We start from the raw sequence: 26183 nt of genomic DNA on the forward strand, positions 1-26183 counted from the left end.
GTCCCTTCGGGCGAGCCCCGCGTGACAGGTCTTCCGGCCCTGGGCGTCCTTCCGTACGACCGTACGATGGAGGGCGTCCAGAGTCGTATCGAGGAGGCAGACCGTGTCGGAGGCGCTCAACCCGGAGACCCCGGAAGCTGTGCTTGACGATGACGCCGACCAGGCGGAAGAAGAGAAGCCGCTCAAGCAGCGCAAGAACGGCCTGTACCCGGGCGTGTCCGACGAGCTGGCCGAGAGCATGAAGTCCGGCTGGGCCGACACCGAGCTGCACGGCCTGGAGCCGATCCCGCAGGCCGCGTACACCGCCGCCCGCCGTGCCGCGCTCTCCGCGCGCTTCCCGGGCGAGCGCCTGGTGATCCCGGCGGGCAACCTGAAGACCCGCTCGAACGACACGGAGTACCCCTTCCGTGCCTCGGTCGAGTACGCGTACCTGACCGGCAACCTGACCGAGGACGGCGTCCTCGTGCTGGAGCCGGCCACGAACGGCCACAAGGCCACGATCTACCTGCTGCCGCGCTCCGACCGCGAGAACGGCGAGTTCTGGCTCTCCGGCCAGGGCGAGCTGTGGGTCGGCCGCCGCCACTCCCTGACCGAGGCCGAACAGCTGTACGGCATCCCGGCCTCCGATGTCCGCGAGCTCACCGACGCGCTCCGTGAGGCGACCGGCCCGGTGCGGGTCGTGCGCGGCTACGACGCCGGCGTCGAGGCGGCGCTCACCGACAAGGTGACCGCCGAGCGCGACGAGGAGCTGCGCGTCTTCCTCTCCGAGGCCCGGCTGGTCAAGGACGAGTTCGAGGCCGGTGAACTGCAGAAGGCCGTCGACTCGACGGTCCGCGGTTTCGAGGACGTGGTGAAGGTCCTCGACAAGGCGGAGGCCACGTCCGAGCGCTACATCGAGGGCACGTTCTTCCTGCGCGCGCGGGTCGAGGGCAACGACGTCGGGTACGGCTCCATCTGCGCCGCCGGGCCGCACGCGTGCACGCTGCACTGGGTGCGCAACGACGGACCCGTGCGCTCCGGTGACCTGCTCCTGCTCGACGCGGGCGTGGAGACCCACACGCTCTACACCGCCGACGTCACGCGCACGCTGCCGATCAACGGCACGTACAGCGAGATCCAGAAGAAGATCTACGACGCCGTGTACGAGGCCCAGGAGGCCGGTATCGCGGCCGTGCAGCCGGGCGGCAAGTACCGCGACTTCCACGACGCCTCGCAGCGCGTGCTGGCCCGGAACCTGGTCGAGTGGGGGCTCGTCGAGGGCCCGGTGGAGCGTGTTCTGGAGCTGGGGCTGCAGCGGCGCTGGACGCTGCACGGCACCGGTCACATGCTCGGCATGGACGTCCACGACTGCGCGGCCGCGCGGACGGAGACGTACGTGGACGGCACGCTGGAGCCGGGCATGTGCCTGACCGTCGAGCCGGGGCTGTACTTCCAGGCGGACGACCTGACCGTGCCCGAGGAGTACCGGGGCATCGGCGTCCGCATCGAGGACGACATCCTCGTCACGGAGGACGGCAACCGGAACCTGTCCGCCGGGCTGCCCCGCCGGTCGGACGAGGTCGAGGCGTGGATGGCGTCCCTCAAGGGCTGACACGCATGGGCTGACGCGCATGGGCTGACATGGCATCGGCTGACATGACATGAATGGCCGGGTACTGGTCCAGTACCCGGCCATTTCGTCTGCGCGTGGTTCGTACCTGGTCGCGCAGTTCCCCGCGCCCCTGAAAGAAGAGGCGCGTTCTACTCAAGGGGATGCATCCGTGGACGCGTTCTGGTCCGGCGTCGGTGTCGATCTGCACCTCGAACCCGACGCCGCCGACGGGCGCCGGGCAGGGCTCGAACGAGCGCTGCGCGATGCCGTGCGGGACGGGCGGCTGGCGCCCGGGACACGGCTGCCGGCGACGCGGCGGCTCGCGGCCGAGCTCGGGATCTCGCGCGGGACGGCCAAGTCGGCGTACGACCAGCTGATCGCCGAGGGGTATCTGACCGCACGGCAGGGATCCGGCACCCAGGTCGCCCCGCTGCCCTCCCCGGCCGCTGACGCGCCGGAGGCGACCGCACGCGCGCGTGCACCCCGTTTCGATCTGCGGCCCGGCAGCCCCGACGTCGGTACGTTCCCGGCGGCGGCCTGGCTGCGGGCGCTGCGCCGGGCCATCGCGAGCGCGCCCTCCCTGGCCTACGACTACGGGGATCCGCGCGGCCGGATCGAGCTGCGGACGGCGTTGTCGGGGTACCTGGGGCGGGCGCGCGGGGTGATCGCGCCGCCCGAGCGGATCGTCGTCACGTCCGGGTACGTGCAGGGGCTCGCGCTCCTCACGCGCGTGCTGGACGCCGGTGTGATCGCCATGGAGGACCCCGGCCTCCCCTTCCACCGGGACGTGGTGCGGCACAACGGCGGAACCGTGGCTCCTGTGGAGGTCGACGAACGGGGCGTTTCGGTACGGGGGTTGGACGACGCGGCGGCCGTCGTCGTCACGCCCGCGCACCAGTACCCGACGGGGGTGACCCTGCACCCGGAGCGGCGGCGGGCGCTCACCGACTGGGCACGCGCGCGTGGAGGGCTGATCGTCGAGGACGACTACGACGGGGAGTTCCGCTACGACCGGCAGCCCGTGGGCGCCCTCCAGGGGATGGCGCCCGGACATGTCGTCTACCTGGGGACGGCGTCCAAGACGCTCGGGCCCGCGCTGCGGCTCGGCTGGATGGTGCTGCCGCCGCACCTCGTGGACGCGATCGCCGACGCCAAACTGCACACCGACCACCACACCGAGTCCATCGGCCAGCTGGCCCTCGCCGAAATGATCACCAGCCACGCCTACGACCGGCACGTACGCGCGTGCCGCCTGCGATACCGGCGGCGACGGGACCAGTTGCTGGACCGGCTGGGGACGCGGCGTGGTGTACGCGGCATCGCGGCGGGGCTGCACGCGCTGATCGACGTGAGCGACGAGGGCGCGGTGCTGGCACGGGCCGCGGAGGAGGGGCTAGCGGTGGGGCACCTCGGGGAGCACTGGCACACGGCGGGCGGCGGCCGGCCGCAGGGGCTCGTGGTCGGGTACGGGACGCCTCGGGAGCGGGTCTATCCGGAGGCGTTGGAGGTGTTGGGGCGGGTGCTGGAGGGGGCATGAGGGGCCGGTCGGGGGCCTTGAGCCGGGACCTTGACCTGGGGCCTGGGCCGGGGCTTGGGCCGGGGCTTGAGCTGAGGCTCGGGCCGGGGCTTGAGCCCGGCCGATTGGGCCAAGAAAGTGCGAGAATATTGGACCTGTTGAGGGTTCCATTCCGCCCGTAGCGTCGTAGTCATGACGAACCGAGTCGCACCCGCCGGAGCCCCCGCGAGGACGAGCCGTGTGATCCCGCCCGCGGGTCCGCAGCGCGTTCTGGCCCTGGCCCAGTTGAGCAACTCCGTCGGGGACGGTGCCTACTACGTCACGTCCGCCCTCTACTTCACCCATGTCGTCGGGCTCGCCCCCGCGCGCGTGGGGCTCGGACTCACGGTCGCGTGGGCGGTCGGGTCGCTGGTCGGCGTGCCCCTGGGACGGCTCGCCGACCGGCGCGGGCCGCGCGGCACCGCGGTGCTGCTGGCGCTCGCGACGAGCGTCGCGGTGGCGTCCTTCCTCGTCGTACGCGGCTTCGTGCCGTTCGTGCTCGCGGCGTGCGTGTACGCCTCCGCGCAGTCGGGGCTCGCCGCGGCCCGGCAGGCGCTGCTGGCCGGGCTGGTGTCCCGGGAGGAGCGGACGGGGCTGCTCGCGCACCTCCAGTCGACGCTCAACGCCGGTCTGGCGGTGGGGGCGGGGCTCGGCGGACTCGCGCTGCACCTGGGCACGCGGGAGGCCTACCTCGGGGTGTTCGCGCTGGACGCGGTGAGCTTCCTGCTGTGCGCGGCGGTGCTGCTGCGGCTGCCCGTCGTGAAGGCGGTGCACACGCGCGTGGCGGACGAAAAGGGACGGGGAGATGCTCTCGGAGTGCTGCGCGATCGCCCGTACGCCCTGGTGACGCTTCTCAACACCGTGCTGTTGCTGCGGATGCCGCTGCTGAGCCTGGGCATCCCGCTGTGGATCGCGGAGCGGACCGAGGCGCCGACCTGGGTGGTGTCCGCGCTGTTCGTCCTCAACACCGGTGCGGTGATGCTCTTCCAGGTGCGGATGGCGCGCGGCGTGCGGGGGCCTGCGTCGGCCACGCGCGCGGTGCGGCGTTCGGGGCTCGTGATGCTGGCGTCGTGCGCGGTGTTCGCACTGTCGGCCGGGGTCTCGCCCTGGGTGGCGGTGGCCGTGCTGACGGTCGGCGCGGCGCTCCAGGTCGTCGCCGAGATGCAGCAGTCGGCGGGCTCCTGGCAGCTGTCGTTCGACCTCGCCCCCGCCGACCGGGTGGGCGAGTACCAGGGCTTCTTCGGTACGGGCGTGACGGTGGCGCGGACCGCGGGGCCGCTGGTGCTGACGTCGCTGCTCGTGGGGTGGGGGACGCCCGGGTGGCTGCTCCTCGGCGGCCTGATGCTGGCGGCCTCGTACGCGATGGGGCCTGCCGTGCGGTGGGCGACGGACAGCCGGTCCGCCGCCGCACCGATGGTCAGGCGGCCAGTACCGGTGAACTGACCGTCACCGGCAGCGAGTCCACGAACAGCGCCCCCGCGAGCAGCCCACTGCTTCCGCGGGGGCTCCACGCACGCGCGTGGAGGTCGTCGTCGAAGGCGGCCAGCGCCGCTCGGCCCGCCTCGGTGGACGTGCTGCCCGCTTCCAGGACCCCGCGGGCGCCCGCCTGGACGTGCCGCAGACCGTGCGGGCCCGCCGTGTAGAGCAACTCCGTGTCCTGGAGCGTCGACATCACGGTCATCAGGGCGTCGAGCCGCGCGTACGGCTCGGGGACGCCGGCCGAGCGGGCCGTGGCCAGTGCCTCCAACGCCCGCCGTACGTGCGGGAATCCGGCCCTGGCCTCGCCCCTCGCTCCGGCCGCGCCGTACTGCGCGGAGACCGACGAACCGCGGGAGGGCCGGCGCGGCGCCCGCCGGTCGGGGTGCGCCGCGATCCGCTTGGCGGTCGCGGCCAGGTCGCGCCCGGTGGCGCGGGGTTCCAGGGCCGCCGCGGCCACCAGCAGGCCGAGCACCCACAGGGCTCCGCGGTGGCCGCCGCCCGCCAGGGCCACCGAGTGCTCGGTGGAGCGTCCGATCGCGCCGAGCTCCGCCCTCAGTTCGGGTGTCGCCGAGCCGGTGCGGCGGGCGGCCGCCGCCATCGCCGCGAGGCCGGGCGCCAGCGCCTTGGCCGACCAGCGCAGGGAGCAGTGGTCCTCGCCGGTTGCGCGGGCGGCGAGATCGCGCGGGTCGGGCAGTCCGGGCTTGGGCGCCAGCGCCAGGTGTCCGGTCAGCGCGGTCACGGCGGCGTGGGCCAGCGTCTCGTCGTCGCGGCTGCTCATCGAAACTTCACGGCCTCTCATCGACGTAAACGTTTACGAGGAGGAGTCGGTGGAGGAGGCCGACGCGCTCGGGGCGTCGCTGGGGGCATCGCCGGGCGTGCCGCTCGGGGGCGTACCGCCGCCGCCACCGCTGCCCGCGCCCGTGTTCTCGGTGTCCGGGTCGATGCCGAGGGTGATGGATCCCTTGTAGCCCTTGGAGGGGTCCTTCTTGTGGACGGGTTTCAGGGAGAGCAGGCCACTGGAGGCGCCTCCGCCGTCGTAGACCATGTCGTCGTCGAGCTTGGTCCAGGTGCCGGTGTGCTTCGAGTACGGCTCCAGCTCGAAGATCTGCTCGGCGACGGTGTCGTCGAAGAAGAGCTGGCCGGTGAAGTTGACCTTGCCGCCCTCGTAGGTGCCGTCCTCCTTCTCGCCGCCGGTGTGCACCTTCACGTGGATGTGGCAGGTCCGAGGCGTGTACCAGCCGGGGACGATCGTCTCGAACTTGACGACCCCGTTGGCGTTGGCGACCTGGTAGCCGCGCAGGTACGTCTTGTCGTCGGCGGTCGAGCCGTCCTCGCTCTCGGCGGGCGCCGAGCCGCCGGGGTTGGCCGTCGTGTAGCCGGAGTAGTAGCCCCAGGCGTCGCAGTGCCAGATCTCCACGGCCGCGCCGGCCACCGGGGCGCAGGACTCGGTGGTGTCCTGGACGGTGATGCGCAGGGTCAGCGGGACGCCGCTCTTGCCCTCGGTGATGTTCTTCCGCACGAGCGCGCCGTCCAGGTAGTACGGGCCCTCCGTGACGCTGGACATGAGGACACAGGTGCCGCTGCTCGAACCGGCGGACGCGCTCGCGGCGGCCGTCTCCGTGGCGGTCGTCCCCGTGGCTGCGGCGGTCGCCCCGTCGGCGAAGGCGGACTGGTATCCGGCGATCGCGAGACCGCCTGCCGCGACCGTTCCGCCGGTGACCGCGATCGCGCGGCGCCGGGTGATCGTCGTGTCTTTGTGTGTTCCCGTCATGCCGGGAAAGCTAGGGAGGCCGCCAGTCAGGGACATGGGGGGCGGCTGTGAGGACCCTGAGAATGCCGGGGAGACCGAGGTCAGCGGGAAAACACCCCTCCTAGGGCGTCAAAAAGCCCTTTACGTGGCCACCAGCGGCGCGTCCTCGCGCCACTTGAGCATCTTGTCGAAGCTGACCACCGCGCCGCCCCGGCCCGGTTTGTTGCCGATGTGGACGTGGTCGGCGAGCTCCTGGATCAGACAGAGACCCCGGCCGTTCTCGGCGTCGCTGTGGGCGGGCCGGACGGGGGCGCGTCCCCGTCCCGACGGGAACCCGGGTCCGGAGTCGGCCACTTCGATACGGCACGTCTCACCGTCCAGATAGGCCGTGACGCGGTAGGCCTCGCCGGACTCCCCGTGGACGGACTCGCCCCCGTGCTCGACGGCGTTGGCGCAGGCCTCGCTCAGCGCGACGGAGAGGTCGTAGGAGATGTCGGGATCCACCCCTGCCGACTCCATCGTGCCGAGCAGCAGGCGCCGGGCGAGCGGCACGCTCGCCGCTTCACGCCGGAGATGGAGGGACCACCAGATGCTCATGCTCCAGCCTCCTGGCCGCGGCTCGACATACCGATACGTATTGCCGCGCGGGGCCGGGTATAAGCGTGCCGTTGACGTGATGCCGCCCATTCGGGGGATGTGCCGGCGCCATCCGCCGGTGTATGTGCGTACTACCGGTGTCAGAACGTGACCTTCCGGAACGTACGTCACCTTGTGGACCTGCCGTGTGGCACGGGTGAGCCCAGTGCGATGATGAGCCCGCCATGACTGCCCCCCACCAGCGCTCGCGCACCGGAGGTGATCTCCGGGTCCTGAGGGCCGCGGTGTTCACCGCGGTCTGTGTCGTGCTGGCCGCGGCCGGTCATGCGATCGTCTCCTGCGCCACGGTTCCCCTGTGGTCTCTCGGTGCCGGATTCCTCGCCGTCTTCGCCGTCGCGGCACCGCTCGCCGGACGTGAGCGCTCACTGCCGGGCATCGCCGTGCTGCTCGCGGTCGGCCAGACCGCGCTGCACACGCTCTTCGGACTCGGCCAGCACGGCACGGCGGCGACGGCGGCCACCGGTGTGGACGCCTCGCTCGTGGCCCGGGCCGCCCGGCTGGTGTGCGGCGCGTCCGTCGGGACGCTCAGCCCCGCCCAGGCGCAGCGGATCCTCGCCGACGCCCGGCTGGACACGGTCGGGTCGGGCGGAACGGGCGGGTCGGGCACGGCTCACGCGGCCCACGAACAGGCGGGCGCCATGGCGTCGGCCGCCACCGGAACCCCGATGTCGGCGCTGCCGTCGCTGTCCATGTTCCTCGGCCACGTACTCGCGGCCGCCGCCACCGGATGGCTGCTGCGCCGCGGGGACATCGCCCTGCGGCGCCTCCTGCGCCTCTCGGCATACGGAGTGGCCGAAGGGGCGCTCGTCTCCCTGCGCGGCGCCCTGGCGCTCGTACGCGCCCTGCTGGCTGGTCTGCCGGGCACGGCCCCCGAGGCGCCGCGCGTACCGCGGGCCACGGAGTACGTGCCACCGGCCGTACCCGCGACCGCTCTTCAGCACTCGGTCGTCCGGCGCGGTCCGCCGGCCAACGGGATTCTCACCCTCGCCGCCTGACGCGACGCACCACTTCTGGACGTATCACTCCCGGGGTGCCGTCGTGCGGCACGCGCGCGTGCCCGCTCTTTCGCACGCGCAACCCCGTTCTGCCACCGAACCAGTGCTGAAAGTGGAGTGTCCCTGCCATGAAGGCTTCCCGTATCGCCGCGACCGGTGCCGTCGCCGCCTCGGCCGTCCTCGTCCTGTCCGGCCCCGCGTTCGCGCACGTCAGCGTGCAGCCCGAGGGCACGGCCGCCAAGGGCGGCTACGCGACCGTCAACTTCAAGGTGCCGAACGAGCGCGACAAGGCCTCGACCACCAAGCTCGAAGTGAACTTCCCGGCCGACCACCCGCTCGCCTCGGTGATGCCGCAGGCCGTCGACGGCTGGACCGTCAAGGTCACCAAGTCCAAGCTCGACAAGCCGCTCGAACTGCACGGCGAGAAGATCAACGAGGCCGTCACCAAGGTCACCTGGACCGCCGACGGCAAGGGCATCCAGCCCGGCTACTTCCAGAAGTTCCCGCTCTCCATCGGCGCGCTGCCCGAGGACACCGACGAGCTGGTGTTCAAGGCGATCCAGACGTACTCCAACAAGGAGGTCGTGCGCTGGATCGAGACCCCGACGAAGGGCGAGGAGGAGCCCGAGACGCCGGCTCCGGTGCTCGCCCTGTCCGCCGCCACGGACGACCACCACGGATCCGCCTCCGCCGCCTCCGACGACTCTGCGAAGGCCGACGACGCGAAGGCCGCCGCCAACTCCTCGACCACCGAGGCCGCCTCCTCCGACAGCAGCGACACCACGGCCCGTGTGCTGGGCGTCGTGGGCATCGTCGTCGGCGTGGCGGGCGTGGCGTTCGGCGTGCTCGCCGGTCGTCGGCGTACCACCGCTTAAGCCAAGTCCCACCCACCGAAACCTCGGGACGCCCCACCGGGATCCCCGGCCGAATCCGTTTTCCGGCCGGGGGTCCGGCCCGCCGCACGGCGGCGACCGGGTGGGGGTGTCCCCCCGGAGAATGCACTATGCGCAAGAAGACGTACGCCGTGGCCGCACTGTTCGCCGCGGCCGCCCTGACCCTTTCCGCCTGCGGAAGCGGTGACGACGCCGACAACGCGGTCGCCGAGGTGTCCGAGGAGGCGGGCTCCGACAAGGCCGCGACGGTCCTCGACAAGCCGTTCGAGAAGCCGGACCTCGTCCTCACCGACACACACGGCAAGCAGTACGACCTCCGCAAGGAGACCAAGGGCAAGCCGACGCTGATCTACTTCGGCTACACCAACTGCCCCGACGTCTGCCCGCTGACGATGAACAACATCGCCGTCGCCGAGAAGCAGCTGGCCCAGAACAAGCAGCTGTCGCAGGCCGAGAAGGACTCGCTCCGCATCGTGTTCGTCACCACCGACCCGGAGCGCGACACGTCCGCCGCGCTCGGCAAGTGGCTCAAGGGCATCGACCCCGACGTCGTAGGCCTGACCGGCTCCTTCGCCACCATCCAGGGCGGTGCCCGGACGCTCGGCATCTCCATCGAGGCGCCGAAGAAGGACAAGAACGGCAAGGTCGTCTCGATGCACGGCACCCAGGTCATCGCCTTCTCCCCGAAGACCGACGGCGGTTACGTGCTGTACGGCGAGGACGCCACCGTCGACGACTACACCAAGGACCTCCCCAAGCTGATCAAGGGCGAGAGGCCGTGACGCGTCGTACACCGTCCGCCAAGGTGTCGACGGGAGCCTCGGCGGCCGCCCTCGTCATGGCCGCCGCCCTGGCCCTCGCGGGCTGCGGCGACTCGGACCCGGGCTCCTCGGAACCCGAACTGTCCGTCGGCTCGGTCTACATGCCGCAGCCGGTCTCGGACTCCATGGCGGCCGGTTTCCTGGTCGTCGCCAACGCGGGCGGAGCCGACGACAAGCTGTCCTCGGTCACCAGCGACATCGCCGGCGAGGTCACCCTCCACACGACGTCCGGGCAGTCGATGACCGAGGTCAAGAACCTCGACGTCCCCGGTCACGGGAAGCTCGTCCTGGAGAGCGGCGGCAACCACCTCATGTTCGAGAAGCTGAAGCGCAAGCCGAAGGAGGGCGACAAGGTGTCCCTGGAGCTGCACTTCACCAAGTCCGGGCCGATGAAGGTCGAGATGCCGGTGAAGTCCCCCACCTACCGGCCGACGGCGACCACCAAATCGTCCATGCAGTCGTCCACGCAGTCGTCCTCGACGTCTCACCACTGAGGGAGGGACCAACCGTGAGCCAGACCATCGCTCCCCGCGTCCGGACGCTGCTGTTGCTGCTGCTCGCCGTCACCGGCGCGCTCCTCGCCGGGTCCGCGCCCGTCTCCGCGCACGCCGCCCTGACGGCGAGCGACCCCCAGCAGGGATCGGTGGTCAAGGAGGCGCCGGCCCAGGTGTCGCTCACCTTCTCCGAGGGCGTCGCGATGTCCGACGGCTCGGTGCGCGTGCTCGACCCCAAGGGCAAGCGGGTCGACACCGGAAAGACCAGCGAGCAGGGCACGAACACGTACTCCGTGAAGCTGCACTCGGGCCTGCCGGACGGCACGTTCACCGTCACCTACCAGGTGGTGTCGGCGGACAGCCACCCCGTCTCCGGCGCCTTCACCTTCTCCATCGGGGCCCCCTCGACGACCTCCGTCTCCGTCTCCGACCAGGAGGCCGGCGGCGGCGTGGTGGGCTGGCTCTACGGCTTCGCGCGCTATCTCTCGTACGCGGGCTTCATCCTGCTCGTCGGTGGCGCGGCCTTCGTGCTGGCCTGCTGGCAGCGGGGTACCGGGGAGCGGTCGGTGCAGCGGCTCGTGGTCTCAGGGTGGCTCGCGCTGACAGGGGCCACGCTCGCCATGCTGCTGCTGCGCGGCTCGTACACCGGCTCCGGGAAGGTCGGGGACATCTTCGACCTGACCCTGCTCAGTGATGTGCTGCAGACCAAGACGGGCGCGGCGCTGGTCTCGCGCCTGCTGCTGCTCGCCGCGGGCGCCCTGTTCATCGCCGTGCTCTTCGGAGCGTACGAGAAGCGCGAGGACGACGAGGAGAAGGGCGATCTGACCTTCGGGCTCGCCATCGGCGGGTTCGTCGTGGCGGCGGGTCTGGCCGCGACCTGGGCCATGGCCGAGCACGCCTCGACCGGTATCCAGACCGGAATCTCGATGCCCGTCGACGTGCTGCACCTGCTCGCCGTCGCCGTCTGGCTGGGCGGCCTGTCGACGCTGCTCGTGGCGCTCTACCGCGCGCCGTCCATCGAGCCGGCCGTGGTACGCCGCTTCTCCCGCATCGCGTTCGGCAGCGTGGCCGTGCTGGCCGCGACGGGCATCTACCAGTCGTGGCGGCAGCTCGGTTCCTGGTCCGCGTTCACCGGCACGTCGTACGGGCAGCTGCTGCTCGTCAAGATCGGCCTGGTGGTCGTCCTCGTCGGCATCGCGTGGATATCGCGGCGCTGGACGGCGCGGCTGTCGCAGGCGCCGGCCGCGAAGGCCGTGAAGACCTCGGCGGCCACGCCGGTGAAGGCCACCGCGAAGACCTCCGCCAAGGCTTCGGCCAAAGCCTCTGCCAAGACCTCGGCGAAGGCTTCGGCGAAGACCTCCGCGGCGACCTCCGAGGAGGAGGACCGCGAGTCCGAGGACGAGAAGGAGCCGGCCGCCGCGCCTGCGGGGAGCGGAGACGGCAAGCGGGCCACCCAACTGGCCCGGCAGCGGGCCGCGGTGGCCACCGCGCGCGACAAGCGCCTACGGGACGCCGATCCGCTCCGCTCGGGCCTGCGCCGCTCGGTGCTCGCCGAGGCGGGCGTCGCGGTGGTCCTGCTGGCCGTCACGACGGTGCTGACGTCCACCGAGCCCGGGCGCACGGTGGAGGAGGCCGAGGCCGCCACCGCCGCCACCTCGCAGGAGGCCACCGGGGCACTGGCCGTGGACATCCCGTTCGACACCGGCGGCAAGGACGGCAAGGGCCTCGCACGCGTCGAGATCGACCCGGCCCGCGTCGGCGGCAACGACATGCACGTCTACGTACAGCGGCCGAACGGCAAGGCCTTCGACATCCCCGAGGTCAAGGTCTCCTTCACCCTCAAGGCGAAGGACATCGGGCCGCTGCCCGTGGTCCCCGACCGGATCGCCACCGGACACTGGACGGCGAGCGGGGTGCAGATCCCGATGGCGGGCAACTGGGCGATCGCGGTGACGGTACGGACCTCCGACATCGACCAGGTGACCGTGGACAAGAACGCGCAGATCGGCTGAACGAGACCATGGCTGAACAGTCCACTCCGGAGACGTCCTCCCCGGGTGCCCCCGCCGAAGGGGCACCTTCTGAGGAAGGCGTCTCCAAGAAGGCCGCCGCCCGTAAGTCCCCTCCCAAGGGGGCCATTTCCGAAAATGCCCCTCCTAGGGGGGCTGTTTCCCAGGAGGCCTCCTCCAAGGGCGTCATTTCGCGGCGCCGCCTGCTCGGTACCGCCGGTGCCACCGGGCTCGCGCTCGGCGCCGCGGGCGGGGCCGCCGGTTACGCGGCGGCGCCCTCCGCCGACCGAACCGCGCTCCTCAGCTCGCTCGGCGCGGACGAGGTGATGTTTCACGGGAAGCATCAGCCCGGCATCACGACCGCCCTGCAGGCCCGCGGCCACCTGGTCGCCTTCGATCTCTCGGCTGGCGCCGGCCGCAAGGAGGCGGCCGCCCTGCTGCGGCGCTGGTCGACGACGGCCCGGCGGCTGATGGCGGGCGAGGCCTCCGCGAGTGCCGACACGGACGTGGCGCGCGACTCCGGACCCTCGTCCCTCACGGTCACCTTCGGCTTCGGCCACAGCTTCTTCGCCCGTACGGGACTGGAGAAGCAGCGGCCGATCGCCCTCGACCCGCTGCCCGACTTCTCCTCGGACCACCTGGACAAGGCGCGCAGCAACGGCGATCTGTGGGTGCAGATCGGCTCGAACGACGCCCTGGTCGCCTTCCATGCCCTGCGCGCGATCCAGCAGGACGCGGGACAGGCGGCGAAGGTGCGCTGGCAGATGAACGGCTTCAACCGCTCGCCCGGGGCCACCTCCCAGCCCATGACGGCCCGCAACCTGATGGGGCAGATCGACGGCACGCGCAATCCCAAGCCGTCGGAGTCCGACTTCGACCGCCGGATCTTCGTGCCCGACGCGGGCGACCCGTCGTGGATGGCAGGCGGTTCGTATGCCGTCGTACGCCGTATCCGCATGCTCCTCGACGACTGGGAGAAGCTGTCGGTCAAGGCGCAGGAGGACGTGATCGGGCGGCGGAAGGACACCGGGGCACCGCTCTCCGGCGGCACCGAGACGACCGAGATGGACCTGGAGAAGACCGATGCCGACGGCGGGCTCGTCGTCCCCATCAACGCCCATTCCCGTATCACCCGGCCCGACGAGAACGGCGGCGCCGCGATGCTCCGCAGGCCGTTCTCCTTCCACGACGGCATCGACGCGGACGGCGTCCCGGACGCGGGCCTGCTCTTCGTCTGCTGGCAGGCCGACCCGCTGCGCGGCTTCGTACCGGTGCAGCGCAAGCTCGACCGCGGTGACGCGCTGTCCACGTACATCCGGCACGAGTCGAGCGGCCTGTTCGCGGTGCCGGGCGGGGTGGCGGAGGGGGAGTACGTGGGGCAGAAGTTGCTGGAGGGGTGAGATCCGCTCACTGAGGCTGCTGAGACGGCTGAGGTGCCTGGGACCAGAAGCGGGGACCGGGCCGCGCAAGGCCCATTAGGGTGAGGCCATGCCAGCCAGCTACGCGTATCTCGGCCCCGAGGGCACCTTCACCGAAGTCGCTCTGCGGACTCTTCCGGAGTCGGCCACCCGGCAGCTCATCCCGATGGTGTCCGTGCCCGCCGCGCTCGACGCGGTCCGCGCCGGCGACGCCGAGGCCGCGTTCGTACCGATCGAGAACTCCGTCGAGGGCGGCATCACCGCCACGGTCGACGAACTGGCCGTCGGCGAACCGCTGATGATCTACCGCGAGGTCCTTCTCTCGATCACCTTCGCGCTGCTGGTCCGCCCGGGCACGAAGCTCTCAGAGATCAAGACGGTCAGCGCGCATCCGGCCGCGCAGCCGCAGGTCCGCAACTGGATGAAGAACAACCTCCCGGACGTCATCTGGGAGTCGGCTGCCTCCAATGCGGACGGCGCCCGCCTGGTGCAGGAGGGGCGTTACGACGCGGCCTTCGCGGGCGAGTTCGCGGCGGAACGGTACGGCCTCAAGGCCCTGGAGACGGGGATCCACGACGCGGAGAACGCGCAGACCCGGTTCGTCCTGGTGGGCAGGCCCGCCCGGCCCGCGGCGCCCACCGGCGCGGACAAGACCTCCGTGGTCATCTGGCAGCGCGACGACCACCCGGGTGCCCTGCTCGAACTCCTCCAGGAGTTCGCCGTCCGCGGGGTCAACCTGATGCTGCTGCAGTCCCGGCCGACCGGCGAGGGCATCGGCAACTACTGCTTCGCCATCGACGCCGAGGGCCACATCGCGGACCGCCGCGTCGGCGAGGCGCTGATGGGCCTCAAGCGGATCTGTCCGCAGGTGCGGTTCCTCGGCTCGTATCCGCAGGCCGACGTCGACCCCAAGGACGTACACGCGCCACGGGCCGGTACATCGGACAGCGAGTTCGCGGCGGCCTCGGACTGGCTGGCGCGCTGCCAGGACGGCCGGTTCTAGGCGGGGTTTGCCGAGCGGGTTACTGAGCGGGGCTTGCTCTCCTCGGGCTGCTCAGTGCGGCCTGCTCTGCGCGGCTTGCTGAACGGGCTTGGCCGAGCAGGCCTTGCCGGGCGGGCTTTGCCGAGAAGGGTCTGCTCGGCGGGGCTCGCTGAGCGGGCTTTGCCAATCGCGGCTTTCTGGCGGAGTTCGCTGAACGGGGTTCGCTGAGCGCGGCTTGCTGCACGCCGCTGCTGGATGCGGCTCGCGGAGCGAGCGTCTCTCACGGCTGCCGCTGCCGAGCGGACACCCGTTGGCAACCCGGCAGCCACTGGCCGTCCTCCGGGCGGTTTCCCGGGCGGAACCGACGGCTCTGCCCGCCCGTTTCGGCCGGTCCTACCTGCAGATTGTCTCTGTCCACAGAAGTTATCCACAGGCGCGCTTCTCGACCTGGGGACAAGTCGACAACGAAGCGCGACTCAGTCGACAAATCGGCCTACAGCCCACAAGTCCGTCCACAGCCCCATCGGTCACCCTTCGTCCACCCGTTTCTGTTGACCAATCCCATAGAGCGAACCATTTCCACTCGAAAGTGCGTGTAGGGAGGGTTTGGTCCGGGAATTCTTGGCCCTGCGCACAGCTTTGGGAACGATCACTTCCGATGTCCACAGATCTTTCGCACAGCCTGTGGATAACTTTTCCGGGGTGTGGATTTCTGTGGACAACCCAGTTCTCAAGTCCCGTTCTCCACAAGGGAATCGAGTCAACCGACCGAATCCCACCTGCCCCGTTCCAGGGAGCGGTTCTCCTTTCATTGACGCCCATTGAAGCGCCTCACCAATTCCCCCAAAACGTGACAGAAGCGACAGAACGGAATACCGAGTCGTGAGTCGGAACCCCGCACCGGTAGCCTTGTGGGGTGATTGACCTTCGCCTGCTTCGTGAGGACCCCGACCGTGTTCGCGCCTCCCAGCGCGCCCGTGGAGAGGACGTCGCCGTTGTCGACGCCCTCCTCTCCGCCGACGAGCGGCGCAGGTCGTCCGGCGTCCGCTTCGACGAGCTCCGTTCCGAGCAGAAGGCGCTCGGCAAGCTGATCCCCAAGGCCTCGGCCGACGAGAAGGCCGAGCTGCTGAAGAAGGCCGGCCAGCTCGCCTCCGACGTCAAGACGGCCGACGCCGAGCAGCACGAGGCGGACGAGGAGACCAAGCGCCTCCTGCTCCAGCTCGGGAACCTCGTGCACCCCGACGTCCCGGTCGGCGGCGAGGAGGACTTCGTCGTCCTGGAGACGCACGGGACCATCCGCGACTTCGGGGCCGAGGGCTTCGAGCCCAAGGACCACCTGGAGCTCGGCGAGGCGCTGGGCGCCATCGACGTCGAGCGTGGCGCCAAGGTGTCCGGCTCGCGCTTCTACTACCTGACGGGTGTCGGCGCGCTCCTCGAGCTCGCCCTCGTCAACGCTGCGATCGCGCAGGCGACGGAGGCCGGGTTCATCCCGATGCTGACTCCGGCGCTGGTCCGCCCGCGCGCCATGGAGGGCACCGGCTTCCTCGGCCAGGCCGCGGAGAACGTGTACCACCTGGAGAAGGACGACTACTACCTGGTCGGCACCTCCGAGGTCCCGCTCGCGGCGTACCACATGGACGAGATCCTCGACGCCGACAAGCTGCCGCTGCGCTACGCGGGCTTCTCGCCGTGCTTCCGCCGCGAGGCCGGCACGTACGGCAAGGACACGCGAGGCATCTTCCGCGTGCACCAGTTCGACAAGGTCGAGATGTTCTCGTACGTGAACCCCGAGGACGCCGAGAACGAGCACCAGCGGCTCCTGGAGTGGGAAAAGCAGTGGCTGACCGGGCTTGAGCTGCCCTTCCAGGTCATCGACGTGGCGTCGGCCGACCTGGGCGCGTCCGCCTCGCGCAAGTTCGACTGCGAGGCGTGGATCCCGACCCAGGGCAAGTACCGCGAGCTGACGTCGGCCTCGAACTGCGACGGCTTCCAGGCCCGCCGCCTGTCGGTGCGCATGCGCGACGGCAAGAAGGTGCAGCCGCTCGCGACGCTGAACGGCACGCTGTGCGCCGTACCGCGCACGATCGTGGCGATCCTGGAGAACCACCAGCTGGCCGACGGTTCCGTACGGGTTCCCGAGGTGCTGCGTCCGTATCTGGGCGGCCGCGAGGTGCTGGAGCCGATCTCCAAGTGACCGGCACCACTGGGTCGACGGCCCCGACCGGCTCGACCGCGTCGGCCGGGGAGACCGGAGAGACGGCAGAGACCGGGGCATTCCCCTACAAGCTCGTCGCGACCGATCTCGACGGAACGTTGCTGCGCTCCGACGACACGGTCTCGGAGCGCACGCGTGAGGCACTCGCGGCGGCCACCGTGGCGGGCGCCGCGCACCTCGTCGTCACCGGCCGCGCGGTGCCCTGGACGCGCCACATCCTCGACGAACTCGGATACGAGGGACTCGCGGTGTGCGGTCAGGGCGCGCAGCTGTACGACGCCGGGGCGCACCGCCTGCTCACGTCGGTGACCCTCGACCGGCAGGTGGCCGGTCTCGCGCTGGCCAAGATCGAGGCGGAGGTCGGCCCGCTGGCCGTCGCCGCCAGCCGCGACGGCATCGACGGGGATGTCCTGATCGGCCCCGGATACCGGGTGCTGGGCCAGCTGGAGGCCGTCCCGTTCACCGATGTCGCGGAGCTCTGGGCCGCGCCTCTGACCAAGATGTACATCCAGCATCCCGAGCTCACCGACGACGAACTGGCGGCCGCGGCGCGAGCGGCGGCCGGCGGTCTGGTGAGCGTCGTGATGGCGGGCGAGGGAATCGTCGAGATCCTCCCCCTCGGCCTGTCCAAGGCCACCGGCCTTTCCCTGGCGGCCCGCCGCCTGGGCGTGAAGGCCGCCGACACGATCGCCTTCGGCGACATGCCGAACGACATCCCGATGTTCGCGTGGTCGGCCCATGGCGTGGCAATGGCCAACGCCCATGAGGAACTCAAGGCCGTGGCGGACGAGATGACGTTGTCGAACGAGGACGACGGCATCGCTGTGGTGCTGGAGAGGTTGCTGGGCTAGCGCCACCGCCCACCCCGGCGCTGCCGGAGAGGCTGCCGGAGAAATCGACTGCAGCATGCGCTGAACTGCAGCATGCGCTGAGCCCGCCCCAACGAAACGAAGAGGGGCGGGGGCTGCGGGCTGTGGGCTGTGGGCTGTGGGCTGCGGGAAATCTTGCCGCGAAACGGCGTCTCGAACTCCGCCGAATCACAGCGACAGCGTCTCGCGGAGGATGCGTGGATCGAACACGCGCGGGGGGTCAACCCCGACCACGGCTTAGCAAGCCGGTGCCTTACCGCTCGGCCAATCCTCCGGGTGGGCGGCCCGCGCCAATGTGCGCGCTCGAAGCGGCCGCCCCGGGCAGCTCCCCGTGTGGGGCGGACTCGACGGAGGGGTAACTACTCCGGAACCCGCCGGCTGCCCTGCTGGGAGCTCGACGAACTGCTACTGACGGGCATCGTCGCGCTCCTCTCCCGGATCGTGGCGCCGGAGGAACCCGGCGACCTGGACATAACCACTGTGCCCGTACGCCGAGTTGGACGCCACCGAATAAATCACCGACAGAACACGGCGTCCGACGGAAGACGCCAAGCGGAAGGCGCCAGGCGGAGGGCTACCGGCCGGGGGCCTCCCGGCGCGGGCGACCGATGGAAGGCGACCCGGGGCAACCGGGAGACGGGCCGGCGGAAGGCGGGCTACCGGCGACGCCACCTGCGGCGCCGTGCCTTGCTGAAGAACCAGCCCGCGGGCGGCTCGTCGGAGCGCCAGGGCTGCGGGTCGGGTCCGCCGTCGCGCCAGCGGGCGGCGAGCATCCGGGCTCGCGCGGACGGCTCGGCCGTGTCGGCGGACCGTATGAAGTCGTCGTCCAGGACGAGCTCGTCCCAGACGTCCTCGGACGCCCCCTGACCCTGACCGTCGCCCGGGCCCTGTCCTTCGCTCCGCGGTGCCTGCGCTGCCATCCCCGTTCCTCCTCGCTGTGCATCCCCTTGAGCAAGTGTGCCGTTCTGCGTGTAAAGCCGATCTCAAGATCAAAAGTGGCTCCACGCGCGCGTGCCCCGGAAAGCCGGTCACGCGCGCGTGGAGCCGCCCCGACTCCCCGGAGCGGTTACTCCTCGCCGGCCAGCGTCAGCGACCGCAGCTTCTGTCCGGCGAACCAGGTGGCGGCGACGGTCACCACGACCAGCAGCACCGTCCCCGTGGCCAGCCCGACGTCCGACGTGACGAGGTCGCCGCCGGACACCTTCTGGGCGACGGCGAGGGACCACTGCTGGACGCTCAGCGTGCGCGCACCGGACACCAGCGACCCGAAGAGGGCCTCCCACACGAGGGCGTAGACGAGTCCGAAGACGACCGCGTGCCGCGTGATGGTGCCCAGGAGCAGGAACATCGCCGCGTACGCGATGGAGGCGACCAGCGCGGCCACCGTGTAGGCGACGGCGATCTGCTGGCCGTTGCCGTTGAGGATCATTCCCGCGAGAAACGTCGGGATCGCGGAGAACGCCATGGTGACGGCGATGGCGACGATCAGCTTGGTGAAGATGATCGTGGGCCGTTTGACCGGCTTGGCGAGCAGGTAGACGACAGAGCCGTCGTCGATCTCGGGGCCGATCGCGCCGGTGCCCGCGATGACGCCGATGATGGGCACCATCGTGGCGAGCGCGAACCCGCCGAGGACGTCCGAGGCCACCTGGTCGTCGGCGCCCGTGAAGCCGCGCACGGCCACGGAGATGACGATCAGCAGGGCGGGCAGGGCGCCCAGGATGAGGGCCCGGCGGCGGCCGAGCAGGCCGCGGTAGGTGAGCCGGGCGACTGTGGGGTCGTACATCTTGGGCCTCCTACGCCGCGACGAGATACGAGAAGACGGACTCGAGGGACTCGTCGGACGGCGAGACCGTGAGCAGCCGGATGCCGTGGTCACGGGCCACCCGCGGCAGCAGTGCCGTGAAGCGTGGGAAGTCGACCGCCTGGATGCGCAACGCGCCCTCCTGGAGGTCCACTTCGATGCCGGACGTCGACGGGTCGGCGATGAGCGCGGCCGCGAGGGCACGGTCGTCGCTGGAACGCACCAGGTAGCGGTGCGGGCGGTCGGTCATCAGGCGGCGGATCCGGCGGAAGTCGCCGCTCGCCGCGTGCCGTCCGGCGACGATCACCTCGATGTGCGAGGCGAGTTGCTCGACCTCTTCGAGGATGTGGGACGAGAAGAGGACCGTACGGCCCTCGTCGCCCATGCGCCGCAGCAGGTCCATGAGCTGCATGCGCTGGCGCGGGTCCATGCCGTTGAAGGGCTCGTCGAGGAGCAGCAGGGACGGGTTGTGGACCAGCGCCGAGGCCATCTTCACGCGCTGGCGCATGCCCTTGGAGTACGTGGAGATCTTGCGGTCCTGCGCGTACTCCATCTGGACCGTGGCGAGAGCCCTCTGGGCGGCCTTGTCGCCCAGGCCGTGCAACTCGGCGTTGGCGACGACGAATTCGCGGCCCGTCAGGAAGTCGTACATCGCCTCGCGCTCGGGGACGATGCCGATCTGCTTGTAGATCTGTTCGTTGCGCCAGGTCGCCTGGCCGTCGAGCGTGACGCTGCCCGTGGAGGGGGCCAGGAAGCCGCCCATCATGTTGATGAGGGTGGACTTTCCAGCGCCGTTCGGACCGAGCAGGCCGGTGACGCCGGGGCCGATCGTCATGGTGACGTCGTTGACGGCCACCACGTTGCCGAACCAGCGCGACACGTGGTCGATGGTGAGCGTGGTCACAGTCCGACCTTTCGGTAGCGGCGCATCAGCAGGCCGTAGCAGCCGGCGATGAGTCCCAGGGTGACGAGGAGGAAGACGACGCCCTGTCCGGACGAGGGCCCCACCTCACCCGGGTACGAGGACGACGCGCCGAGGAAGGCGGTCTGTACGCCGTCTATGAGCGTGATGGGTGAGAACAGGCCGAGCCACGGGATCGCCGAGGTGCTGTCCTGCGAGTGGGCGATGGCCTGGACAGTGGAGACGGCTCCGTAGGAGATGGTCAGTACGGCGATGACGGCGGCGATGCCGAAGCCGCGCCGGGGCGTGACCGCCGAGATGACCAGGCCGATGCCGGCGAAGAGGAGAGAGAGCAGTGCCACGGAGACGAGCCCTTGTGCGAAACCCTTGGTCTGGTCGGAGAAGTCGAGCTTGGCCAGCAGCGCGCCCACGTACAGCACGAGCAGCGGTGCGGCGGTGAGCATGAACAGCGCCGAGGCCAGTGCCGCGTACTTGGCGCGGACGTAGTCGGCGGTCTCGATGGGGCGCGAGAAGTACAGCGGCACGGTCTTGAAGCGCAGGTCACGTGAGACGGACTGCGGTCCCTGGGAGGCCACGTACAGGCCGATGACGGCCTGCATGATGACCGCGTAGCTCGTGTAGTCGACGGGCAGGTCCTTCGCCTTGGTGGCGACGGCGACCGCGACCATGATCAGCGCGGGGACGCACATGACCACGAAGAGCAGCATCGGCAGCACCTTGGACTTCACCGAGCGGCCGAGGCCGTAGGCGCCGCGCAGGGACTGCGAGTAGAGCGAACGGCGGGCGTACGCGCGGCCCAGGCGCGGGCCGTCGTAGTTGCGGTAGCCGATGTTGTGGATCCGGGTCTGCTCGCCCGGGCGGGCCGGGGCCGTGGCCTGGGCCGAGGTCTGTGCCGGGGGCTGCTCAACCGCCATGGCCGACCGCCTCCTTCCGCTGTTCGTCGCCGCCTTGGAGAGCCTGCTCGTCGCTGTCCTTGAAGACCTCCGAGATGTGGTGCCGGCGCTGCTCCATGCGCACCAGACCGAGGCCCAGGTCGGCGACGACGTCCCGGACGACGTCGTACGTCTCCTCGCCCTCCGCCGTGAGCAGGAGGATGTGGCCCGCGCCGGGCAGTCCGCTGCCGTCGTGGGTGTCTATCCCGCGCGCCTGGAGCACGTCACGCACCGCGCGGGTGCCGTCCGGGTGCTCGTCGGTGTCGGTTACCTCGATCGCGAGGATCGCCGTGCTCTGCGTGAAGTCCGTGGTGGAGCTGGACCGCAGGAGCTTGCCGCCGTCCACGACCACGACGTGGTCGCAGGTGCGCTCCAGCTCGCCGAGGAGGTGCGAGGTGACCAGGACGGAGATGCCGAAGTCGGTGTGGATACGGCGGATCAGTCCGAGCATCTCGTCACGGCCGACCGGGTCCAGGCCGTTCGTCGGCTCGTCCAGGAAGACCAGCTGGGGGTCGTGGACCAGCGCCTGGGCGAGCTTCACGCGCTGCTTCATGCCCGTGGAGTAGCCACCGATGGGTCGGTATCGCTCCTCATAGAGGCCGACGTGGCGCAGCGTGTCCGCGGTGCGCTCGCGGGCCGCCGTCGGGGGCAGGCCGGACATGCGCGCCATGTGGACGACGAACTCGGTGGCCGAGACGTCGGGCGGCAGACAGTCGTGCTCCGGCATGTACCCGACGCGCTCACGGATGTCGCCGCCCTTGGTGGCGACATCGAGTCCGAGCACTTCGGCACGGCCCTCGGTGGCGGGGGACAGACCCAGCAGGATCTTGATCAGTGTGGACTTGCCGGCTCCGTTGGCTCCGACGAGTCCGGTCACACCGGGCCCGACGTCCACGGAGAGCCGGTCAAGAGCGGTCACCCTCGGGAACCGCTTGCTCAGGCTTTCGGTCGCGATCACAGTCACAATTCGAAGGTAGTGGCGCAGACCACAGTGGTCGTCAACCCTGGGAGCTGTATCGGCGTCCCTCTCGGGTATTACGGGCCCGTAGGGGTCCCCCTGAGGTCGAACAACCAGCGGCCCACGACCGGCATCACGCGGGGCCCGTCCCGACCCGGTTGTCCACATCGGCCCGGTTGTCCACAGCTCGCGTGCACACCTATTGACGCAGCCTCCAACAATTGTCACATTCATCAGTGTCAAGTTGCGGGCGTGTACGGCAGTCGGCGTGGGACGGACGGTGGCATGACCTCGGCAGTGGCAGCGGCAGCGGCTTCACCAGGGACTTCTTCGGGGAGGCGCGGCGGACTCACCGCGGAACTGCGGGGGTTCAGAGAGGTACAGCGGCTCGCGTACGAGTGCGCGGAGGCGGTCGCGGCGCAGCTGAAGCCCGGCGTGACCGAGCGCGAGGCGGCTCGGATGCAGCGCGAGTGGCTGCGCGAGCGCGGTGTGCGGGACTGGTTCCATCTGCCCTTCGCCTGGTTCGGGGACCGTACGGCGTTCGTGGACTTCCGGATCCCGCTGCAGTTCTTCCCCACCAACCGGCGCCTGGAGGCGGGGATGCCGTTCATCCTCGACATGGCACCGGTGTACAAGGGCTTCACCGCGGACATCGGGTACTCCGGCTCGCTGGGGCCCAACCCGCTGCAGGACAGGCTCCTCGCCGACCTGGAGACCCACCGCGAGCTGATCCTGCGCGAGGTGCGCGAGCGGCGCCCACTGCGCGAGATCTACCAGGACGTCGACCGGCTCATGGTCCGCCAGGGCTACGCGAACCGGCACCGGGCGTATCCCTTCGGGGTGATCGCGCACAAGGTCGACCGGGTCAGAGAACGGCGCTGGTCACCGAACCTGTTCGGGTTCGGCACGCAGTCGCTCAAGGGCCTGGCGAGCGACGCGATCCATGGCCACCGTGACGGCTGGTCCCCGCTGTGGTCGCCGTACAGGTTCTCCGACCACCCGCCCCGGCCCGGCCTGTGGGCGGTCGAGCCGCACCTCGGATTCCGGGGTACGGGCGCGAAGTTCGAGGAGATCCTGGTGGTCACGGACTCCGCGGACCCCGAGCAGAGCGCCTTCTGGCTGGACGACGATCTGCCGCACGTGCGGCGCTGGGCGGAGGACAAGTGACGCTTGAGGGTTCGCGCGAGCGCTGGGTGCGTACGGGCGGGGTCGAGCTGTGTGTCGCCGAGTTGGGCGACCCGGCGCAGCCGACGGTGATGCTCGTGCACGGCTATCCGGACTCCAAGGAGGTGTGGTCCGAGGTCGCCGCGCGCCTGGCCGGCCACTTCCATGTCGTGCTCTACGACGTGCGTGGCCACGGCCGGTCGTCGGCGCCGCGGCCACTGCGCGGCGGGTTCACGCTGGAGAAGCTGACGGACGACTTCCTGGCGGTCGCGGACGCGGTCAGCCCGGACCGTCCCGTCCACCTGGTCGGCCACGACTGGGGCTCGGTCCAGGCCTGGGAGTTCACCACGGTCAAGCGCACCGAGGGGCGGATCGCCTCCTTCACGTCGATGTCGGGGCCGTCCCTCGACCACTTCGGACACTGGATCAAGAAGCGCGTGTCCCGCCCGACACCCCGCAGGATCGGCCAACTGCTCGGCCAAGGCGCCAAGTCCTGGTACGTGTATCTGCTGCACACCCCCGCGCTGCCCGAACTCGCCTGGCGCGGCCCCCTCGGCAAGCAGTGGCCGAAGATCCTTCGGCGGCTGGAGAAGGTCCCCGGAGGCGACTATCCGACCCCGTCCCTGCCCACAGACGCCGCGCACGGCGCCTGGCTGTACCGGGACAACGTACGGGCCCGGCTGCGCAGGCCGCGCCCCGACGCGTACGCACACGCGCCCGTGCAGCTCGTCACGCCGCTCGGGGACGTGTTCCTGTCGGAGAAGCTCTACGACGAGCTGGAGCTGTGGGCCCCGCAGTTGACGCGCCGCACGCTCCCGGCCAAGCACTGGGTCCCACGCACCCGCCCTGACCAACTGGCCGCCTGGATCACTGAGTTCGTGACCGCCACCGAGGGCGGGAGGACCGCATCGGCGGCGACCGGTCCGTACGCCGACCGCTTCGGCGGGCAGTTGGTGCTGGTCACCGGTGCGGGCAGCGGTATCGGGCGGGCCACCGCCTTCGCGTTCGCCGAGGCCGGCGCGCGCGTGGTGGCCGTCGACCGGGACGCGGAGAGCGCGGCCCGCACCGCGGAGCTGTCCCGGCTCATCGGTGCCCCTCAAGCGTGGGCCGAGACGGTCGACGTCTCCGACGAGCAGGCGATGGAGAAGCTCGCCGAGAAGGTCGCAGCTGAGTACGGGGTGGTCGACGTCCTCGTGAACAACGCCGGAATCGGACTGTCCGGCTCGTTCCTCGACACCACCGCGGAGGACTGGCGCAACGTCCTCGACGTCAACCTGTGGGGCGTGATCCACGGCTGCCGGCTCTTCGGCAAGCAGATGGCCGAGCGTGGACAGGGCGGCCACATCGTCAACACCGCGTCGGCGGCCGCGTATCTGCCCTCCCGGACGCTGCCCGCCTACAGCACCTCGAAGGCGGCGGTACTGATGCTCAGCGAGTGCCTGCGCGCCGAGTTGGCCGGGCAGGGCATCGGGGTCTCGGCGATCTGCCCGGGCTTCATCAACACGAACATCACGTCGACCGCGCGTTTCACGGGGGTCGACGCCGACGAGGAGAAGCGGCGCCAGAAGAAGTCCGCGCGGCTGTACGGGCTGCGCAACTACCCGCCGGAGAAGGTGGCCGAGGCCGTGCTGCGCGCGGTCGTCCGCAACCAGGCCGTGGTCCCCGTGACCGCGGAGGCGCGCGGCGGCCGCCTCATGTCCCGCTTCACACCCAGGGCGCTGCGCGCGATCGCACGGATGGAGCCACCCCTGTGACCGATGGAGGCACCACCGTGAGCGACCACTACCCGATCACACCGCGGCGGGTGTCCTTCGACTGGGAGGAGACCCCCCTCCACTGGATACCGGACGAGCCGACCGCGACGCACGTCATCAACGTGCTGCACCTGCTGCTGCCGGCAGGGGAGCGGTGGTTCGTGAAGGTCTTCAAGGAGGGCCTCCCGCTGGTCCACGACCCCGAACTCCTCAAGGACGTCAAGGGGTTCATGGGCCAGGAGGCGACACACAGCGTGCAGCACTCGTACGTGCTGGACCACCTCGCCGCACAGGACCTCGACACGGCCGCGTACACGAAGCACGTCGACTACCTCTTCCAGAAGATCCTCGGCGAGACCCCGCCGCTCGGCGCACCGATATCCGCTCCGGAGTGGCTGCGCTTCCGGCTCTCGGTGATCGCGGCGATCGAGCAGTTCACTGCGGTCCTGGGCGACTGGGTGCTGGCCGCCGAGGGGCTCGACCGTGCCGGGGCCGACGAGGTCATGCTCGACCTGCTGCGCTGGCACGGCGCGGAGGAGGTGGAGCACCGCGCGGTCGCCTTCGACATGTACCAGCACTGCGGCGGCGAGGGCCTTCCCCGGTACGCGCGCAGGGTCGCCGGCATGGCGGTCACTGCCCCCGTGATGCTGTACATGTGGGCGTGGGGCGCGGCCTACCTCATACGTCACGACCCGCGGCTGGCCGGGCGGCTGCGCTACTCGCTCGGCGCGCACAACCGGGCGGTGCGCAAGGGGCTGCTGCCCACGTGGAAGGAGCTCGGCTCCGCCGTGCCGCGCTATCTGCGGCGCTCGTACCATCCCTCGCAGGAGGGCTCGATGCGCAGGGCGGTCGAGTATCTGGCGCAGTCACCCGCTGCCCGGACGGCGGCGGGGGCGATCGGCAGAGCCGCGATCGGGTAAC

At 70.6% G+C, this 26183-nt stretch carries 23 protein-coding genes and 1 tRNA gene; 15 read left to right on the plus strand and 9 right to left on the minus strand.

Annotated features, from left to right (window positions below):
- Positions 1–103: 103 nt before the first annotated feature.
- The 3 genes from JEQ17_RS23025 (at position 104) to JEQ17_RS23035 (ending at position 4589) form a co-directional block, all read left to right on the plus strand.
- Complete coding sequence (locus tag JEQ17_RS23025) at positions 104–1591, plus strand: aminopeptidase P family protein (protein ID WP_407700076.1); 1488 nt, start codon at positions 104–106, stop codon at positions 1589–1591.
- A gap of 169 nt (positions 1592–1760) precedes the next feature.
- Positions 1761–3128 (plus strand): MocR-like pyridoxine biosynthesis transcription factor PdxR, encoded by a 1368-nt coding sequence (pdxR, locus tag JEQ17_RS23030; protein WP_200396992.1) that lies wholly within the window; start codon positions 1761–1763, stop codon positions 3126–3128.
- Between the two features lie 171 nt (positions 3129–3299).
- On the plus strand, positions 3300–4589 hold the full coding sequence (locus tag JEQ17_RS23035; RefSeq protein ID WP_200396993.1) for an MFS transporter: 1290 nt from the start codon (positions 3300–3302) through the stop codon (positions 4587–4589).
- Here the strand turns inward: JEQ17_RS23035 and JEQ17_RS23040 are convergent.
- The 3 genes from JEQ17_RS23040 to JEQ17_RS23050 form a co-directional block, all read right to left on the minus strand.
- A complete protein-coding gene (locus JEQ17_RS23040; protein ID WP_200396994.1) occupies positions 4564–5403 on the minus strand; it encodes a triphosphoribosyl-dephospho-CoA synthase in 840 nt (279 codons plus the stop codon). The genes JEQ17_RS23035 and JEQ17_RS23040 overlap by 26 nt on opposite strands.
- Before the next feature lie 33 nt (positions 5404–5436).
- A complete protein-coding gene (locus JEQ17_RS23045) occupies positions 5437–6396 on the minus strand; it encodes an intradiol ring-cleavage dioxygenase (protein WP_234048324.1) in 960 nt (319 codons plus the stop codon).
- A gap of 120 nt (positions 6397–6516) precedes the next feature.
- A complete protein-coding gene (locus JEQ17_RS23050) occupies positions 6517–6972 on the minus strand; it encodes an ATP-binding protein (protein WP_143643376.1) in 456 nt (151 codons plus the stop codon).
- A 224-nt stretch (positions 6973–7196) separates the two neighbouring features.
- On the opposite strand from JEQ17_RS23050, the gene JEQ17_RS23055 reads away from it, so the two are divergent.
- The 9 genes from JEQ17_RS23055 to JEQ17_RS23095 all read left to right on the plus strand — a co-directional run bounded on the left by JEQ17_RS23055 (position 7197) and on the right by JEQ17_RS23095 (position 17710).
- Positions 7197–8027, plus strand: coding sequence for a hypothetical protein (locus tag JEQ17_RS23055; RefSeq protein WP_200396996.1), 831 nt, complete (start codon positions 7197–7199; stop codon positions 8025–8027).
- A gap of 128 nt (positions 8028–8155) precedes the next feature.
- Positions 8156–8902 carry a YcnI family copper-binding membrane protein gene (locus tag JEQ17_RS23060; protein ID WP_200396997.1) on the plus strand — a complete coding sequence of 249 codons (747 nt, stop codon included), beginning with the start codon at positions 8156–8158 and terminating at the stop codon, positions 8900–8902.
- A 128-nt stretch (positions 8903–9030) separates the two neighbouring features.
- Positions 9031–9702, plus strand: a complete 672-nt coding sequence (locus tag JEQ17_RS23065) for an SCO family protein (protein WP_200396998.1) — start codon at positions 9031–9033, stop codon at positions 9700–9702.
- 56 nt (positions 9703–9758) lie between these two features.
- Positions 9759–10235 (plus strand): copper chaperone PCu(A)C, encoded by a 477-nt coding sequence (locus JEQ17_RS23070; protein WP_200401661.1) that lies wholly within the window; start codon positions 9759–9761, stop codon positions 10233–10235.
- 14 nt (positions 10236–10249) lie between these two features.
- Complete coding sequence (locus JEQ17_RS23075) at positions 10250–12247, plus strand: copper resistance CopC/CopD family protein (RefSeq protein WP_200396999.1); 1998 nt, start codon at positions 10250–10252, stop codon at positions 12245–12247.
- An 8-nt stretch (positions 12248–12255) separates the two neighbouring features.
- Positions 12256–13644, plus strand: coding sequence for an iron uptake transporter deferrochelatase/peroxidase subunit (gene efeB / locus JEQ17_RS23080; RefSeq protein ID WP_200397000.1), 1389 nt, complete (start codon positions 12256–12258; stop codon positions 13642–13644).
- A gap of 88 nt (positions 13645–13732) precedes the next feature.
- A complete protein-coding gene (gene pheA / locus JEQ17_RS23085) occupies positions 13733–14665 on the plus strand; it encodes a prephenate dehydratase (RefSeq protein WP_200397001.1) in 933 nt (310 codons plus the stop codon).
- 895 nt (positions 14666–15560) lie between these two features.
- Positions 15561–16838: a serine--tRNA ligase gene (serS, locus tag JEQ17_RS23090; RefSeq protein WP_200397002.1), complete on the plus strand. Its 1278-nt coding sequence runs from the start codon at positions 15561–15563 to the stop codon at positions 16836–16838.
- Positions 16835–17710: an HAD family hydrolase gene (locus JEQ17_RS23095; protein WP_200397003.1), complete on the plus strand. Its 876-nt coding sequence runs from the start codon at positions 16835–16837 to the stop codon at positions 17708–17710. The genes serS and JEQ17_RS23095 overlap by 4 nt, the downstream gene beginning before the upstream one ends.
- Positions 17711–17915: 205 nt before the next feature.
- Here the strand turns inward: JEQ17_RS23095 and JEQ17_RS23100 are convergent.
- From JEQ17_RS23100 to JEQ17_RS23125, 6 genes are all read right to left on the minus strand, one after another.
- Positions 17916–18002: transfer RNA gene (locus JEQ17_RS23100), tRNA-Ser, on the minus strand.
- Between the two features lie 382 nt (positions 18003–18384).
- Positions 18385–18648 carry an SGM_3592 family protein gene (locus JEQ17_RS23105; RefSeq protein ID WP_200397004.1) on the minus strand — a complete coding sequence of 88 codons (264 nt, stop codon included), beginning with the start codon at positions 18646–18648 and terminating at the stop codon, positions 18385–18387.
- A 146-nt stretch (positions 18649–18794) separates the two neighbouring features.
- A complete protein-coding gene (locus JEQ17_RS23110) occupies positions 18795–19514 on the minus strand; it encodes an ABC transporter permease (RefSeq protein ID WP_200397005.1) in 720 nt (239 codons plus the stop codon).
- Between the two features lie 10 nt (positions 19515–19524).
- Positions 19525–20436 carry an ABC transporter ATP-binding protein gene (locus JEQ17_RS23115; protein WP_189841576.1) on the minus strand — a complete coding sequence of 304 codons (912 nt, stop codon included), beginning with the start codon at positions 20434–20436 and terminating at the stop codon, positions 19525–19527.
- Positions 20433–21368 carry an ABC transporter permease gene (locus JEQ17_RS23120; protein WP_055613973.1) on the minus strand — a complete coding sequence of 312 codons (936 nt, stop codon included), beginning with the start codon at positions 21366–21368 and terminating at the stop codon, positions 20433–20435. The genes JEQ17_RS23115 and JEQ17_RS23120 overlap by 4 nt, the downstream gene beginning before the upstream one ends.
- A complete protein-coding gene (locus tag JEQ17_RS23125; protein ID WP_200397006.1) occupies positions 21358–22344 on the minus strand; it encodes an ABC transporter ATP-binding protein in 987 nt (328 codons plus the stop codon). The genes JEQ17_RS23120 and JEQ17_RS23125 overlap by 11 nt, the downstream gene beginning before the upstream one ends.
- 285 nt (positions 22345–22629) lie before the next feature.
- On the opposite strand from JEQ17_RS23125, the gene JEQ17_RS23130 reads away from it, so the two are divergent.
- From JEQ17_RS23130 to JEQ17_RS23140, 3 genes are read left to right on the plus strand one after another with little or no spacing between them, the layout of a single operon-like run.
- On the plus strand, positions 22630–23511 hold the full coding sequence (locus JEQ17_RS23130; protein ID WP_234048325.1) for a M24 family metallopeptidase: 882 nt from the start codon (positions 22630–22632) through the stop codon (positions 23509–23511).
- Positions 23508–25262: an SDR family oxidoreductase gene (locus JEQ17_RS23135; protein ID WP_200397007.1), complete on the plus strand. Its 1755-nt coding sequence runs from the start codon at positions 23508–23510 to the stop codon at positions 25260–25262. Before JEQ17_RS23130 ends, JEQ17_RS23135 begins: the two co-directional genes overlap by 4 nt.
- Complete coding sequence (locus JEQ17_RS23140; protein WP_200397008.1) at positions 25259–26182, plus strand: metal-dependent hydrolase; 924 nt, start codon at positions 25259–25261, stop codon at positions 26180–26182. The genes JEQ17_RS23135 and JEQ17_RS23140 overlap by 4 nt, the downstream gene beginning before the upstream one ends.
- Position 26183 lies beyond the last annotated feature (1 nt).

This window comes from Streptomyces liliifuscus (assembly GCF_016598615.1).
In the GTDB taxonomy this organism is placed as follows: domain Bacteria; phylum Actinomycetota; class Actinomycetes; order Streptomycetales; family Streptomycetaceae; genus Streptomyces; species Streptomyces liliifuscus.

Coding starts and splice junctions, on each gene's coding strand:
- JEQ17_RS23050 (WP_143643376.1), bottom strand. CDS start 6,972: ATGAGCATCTGGTGGTCCCTCCATCTCCGGCGTGAAGCGGCGAGCGTG.
- JEQ17_RS23055 (WP_200396996.1), top strand. CDS start 7,197: ATGACTGCCCCCCACCAGCGCTCGCGCACCGGAGGTGATCTCCGGGTC.
- JEQ17_RS23060 (WP_200396997.1), top strand. CDS start 8,156: ATGAAGGCTTCCCGTATCGCCGCGACCGGTGCCGTCGCCGCCTCGGCC.
- JEQ17_RS23105 (WP_200397004.1), bottom strand. CDS start 18,648: ATGGCAGCGCAGGCACCGCGGAGCGAAGGACAGGGCCCGGGCGACGGT.
- JEQ17_RS23120 (WP_055613973.1), bottom strand. CDS start 21,368: ATGGCGGTTGAGCAGCCCCCGGCACAGACCTCGGCCCAGGCCACGGCC.
- JEQ17_RS23130 (WP_234048325.1), top strand. CDS start 22,630: ATGACCTCGGCAGTGGCAGCGGCAGCGGCTTCACCAGGGACTTCTTCG.
- JEQ17_RS23035 (WP_200396993.1), top strand. CDS start 3,300: ATGACGAACCGAGTCGCACCCGCCGGAGCCCCCGCGAGGACGAGCCGT.
- pheA (WP_200397001.1), top strand. CDS start 13,733: ATGCCAGCCAGCTACGCGTATCTCGGCCCCGAGGGCACCTTCACCGAA.
- JEQ17_RS23045 (WP_234048324.1), bottom strand. CDS start 6,396: ATGACGGGAACACACAAAGACACGACGATCACCCGGCGCCGCGCGATC.
- JEQ17_RS23040 (WP_200396994.1), bottom strand. CDS start 5,403: ATGAGCAGCCGCGACGACGAGACGCTGGCCCACGCCGCCGTGACCGCG.
- JEQ17_RS23110 (WP_200397005.1), bottom strand. CDS start 19,514: ATGTACGACCCCACAGTCGCCCGGCTCACCTACCGCGGCCTGCTCGGC.
- JEQ17_RS23070 (WP_200401661.1), top strand. CDS start 9,759: ATGGCCGCCGCCCTGGCCCTCGCGGGCTGCGGCGACTCGGACCCGGGC.
- JEQ17_RS23065 (WP_200396998.1), top strand. CDS start 9,031: ATGCGCAAGAAGACGTACGCCGTGGCCGCACTGTTCGCCGCGGCCGCC.
- efeB (WP_200397000.1), top strand. CDS start 12,256: ATGGCTGAACAGTCCACTCCGGAGACGTCCTCCCCGGGTGCCCCCGCC.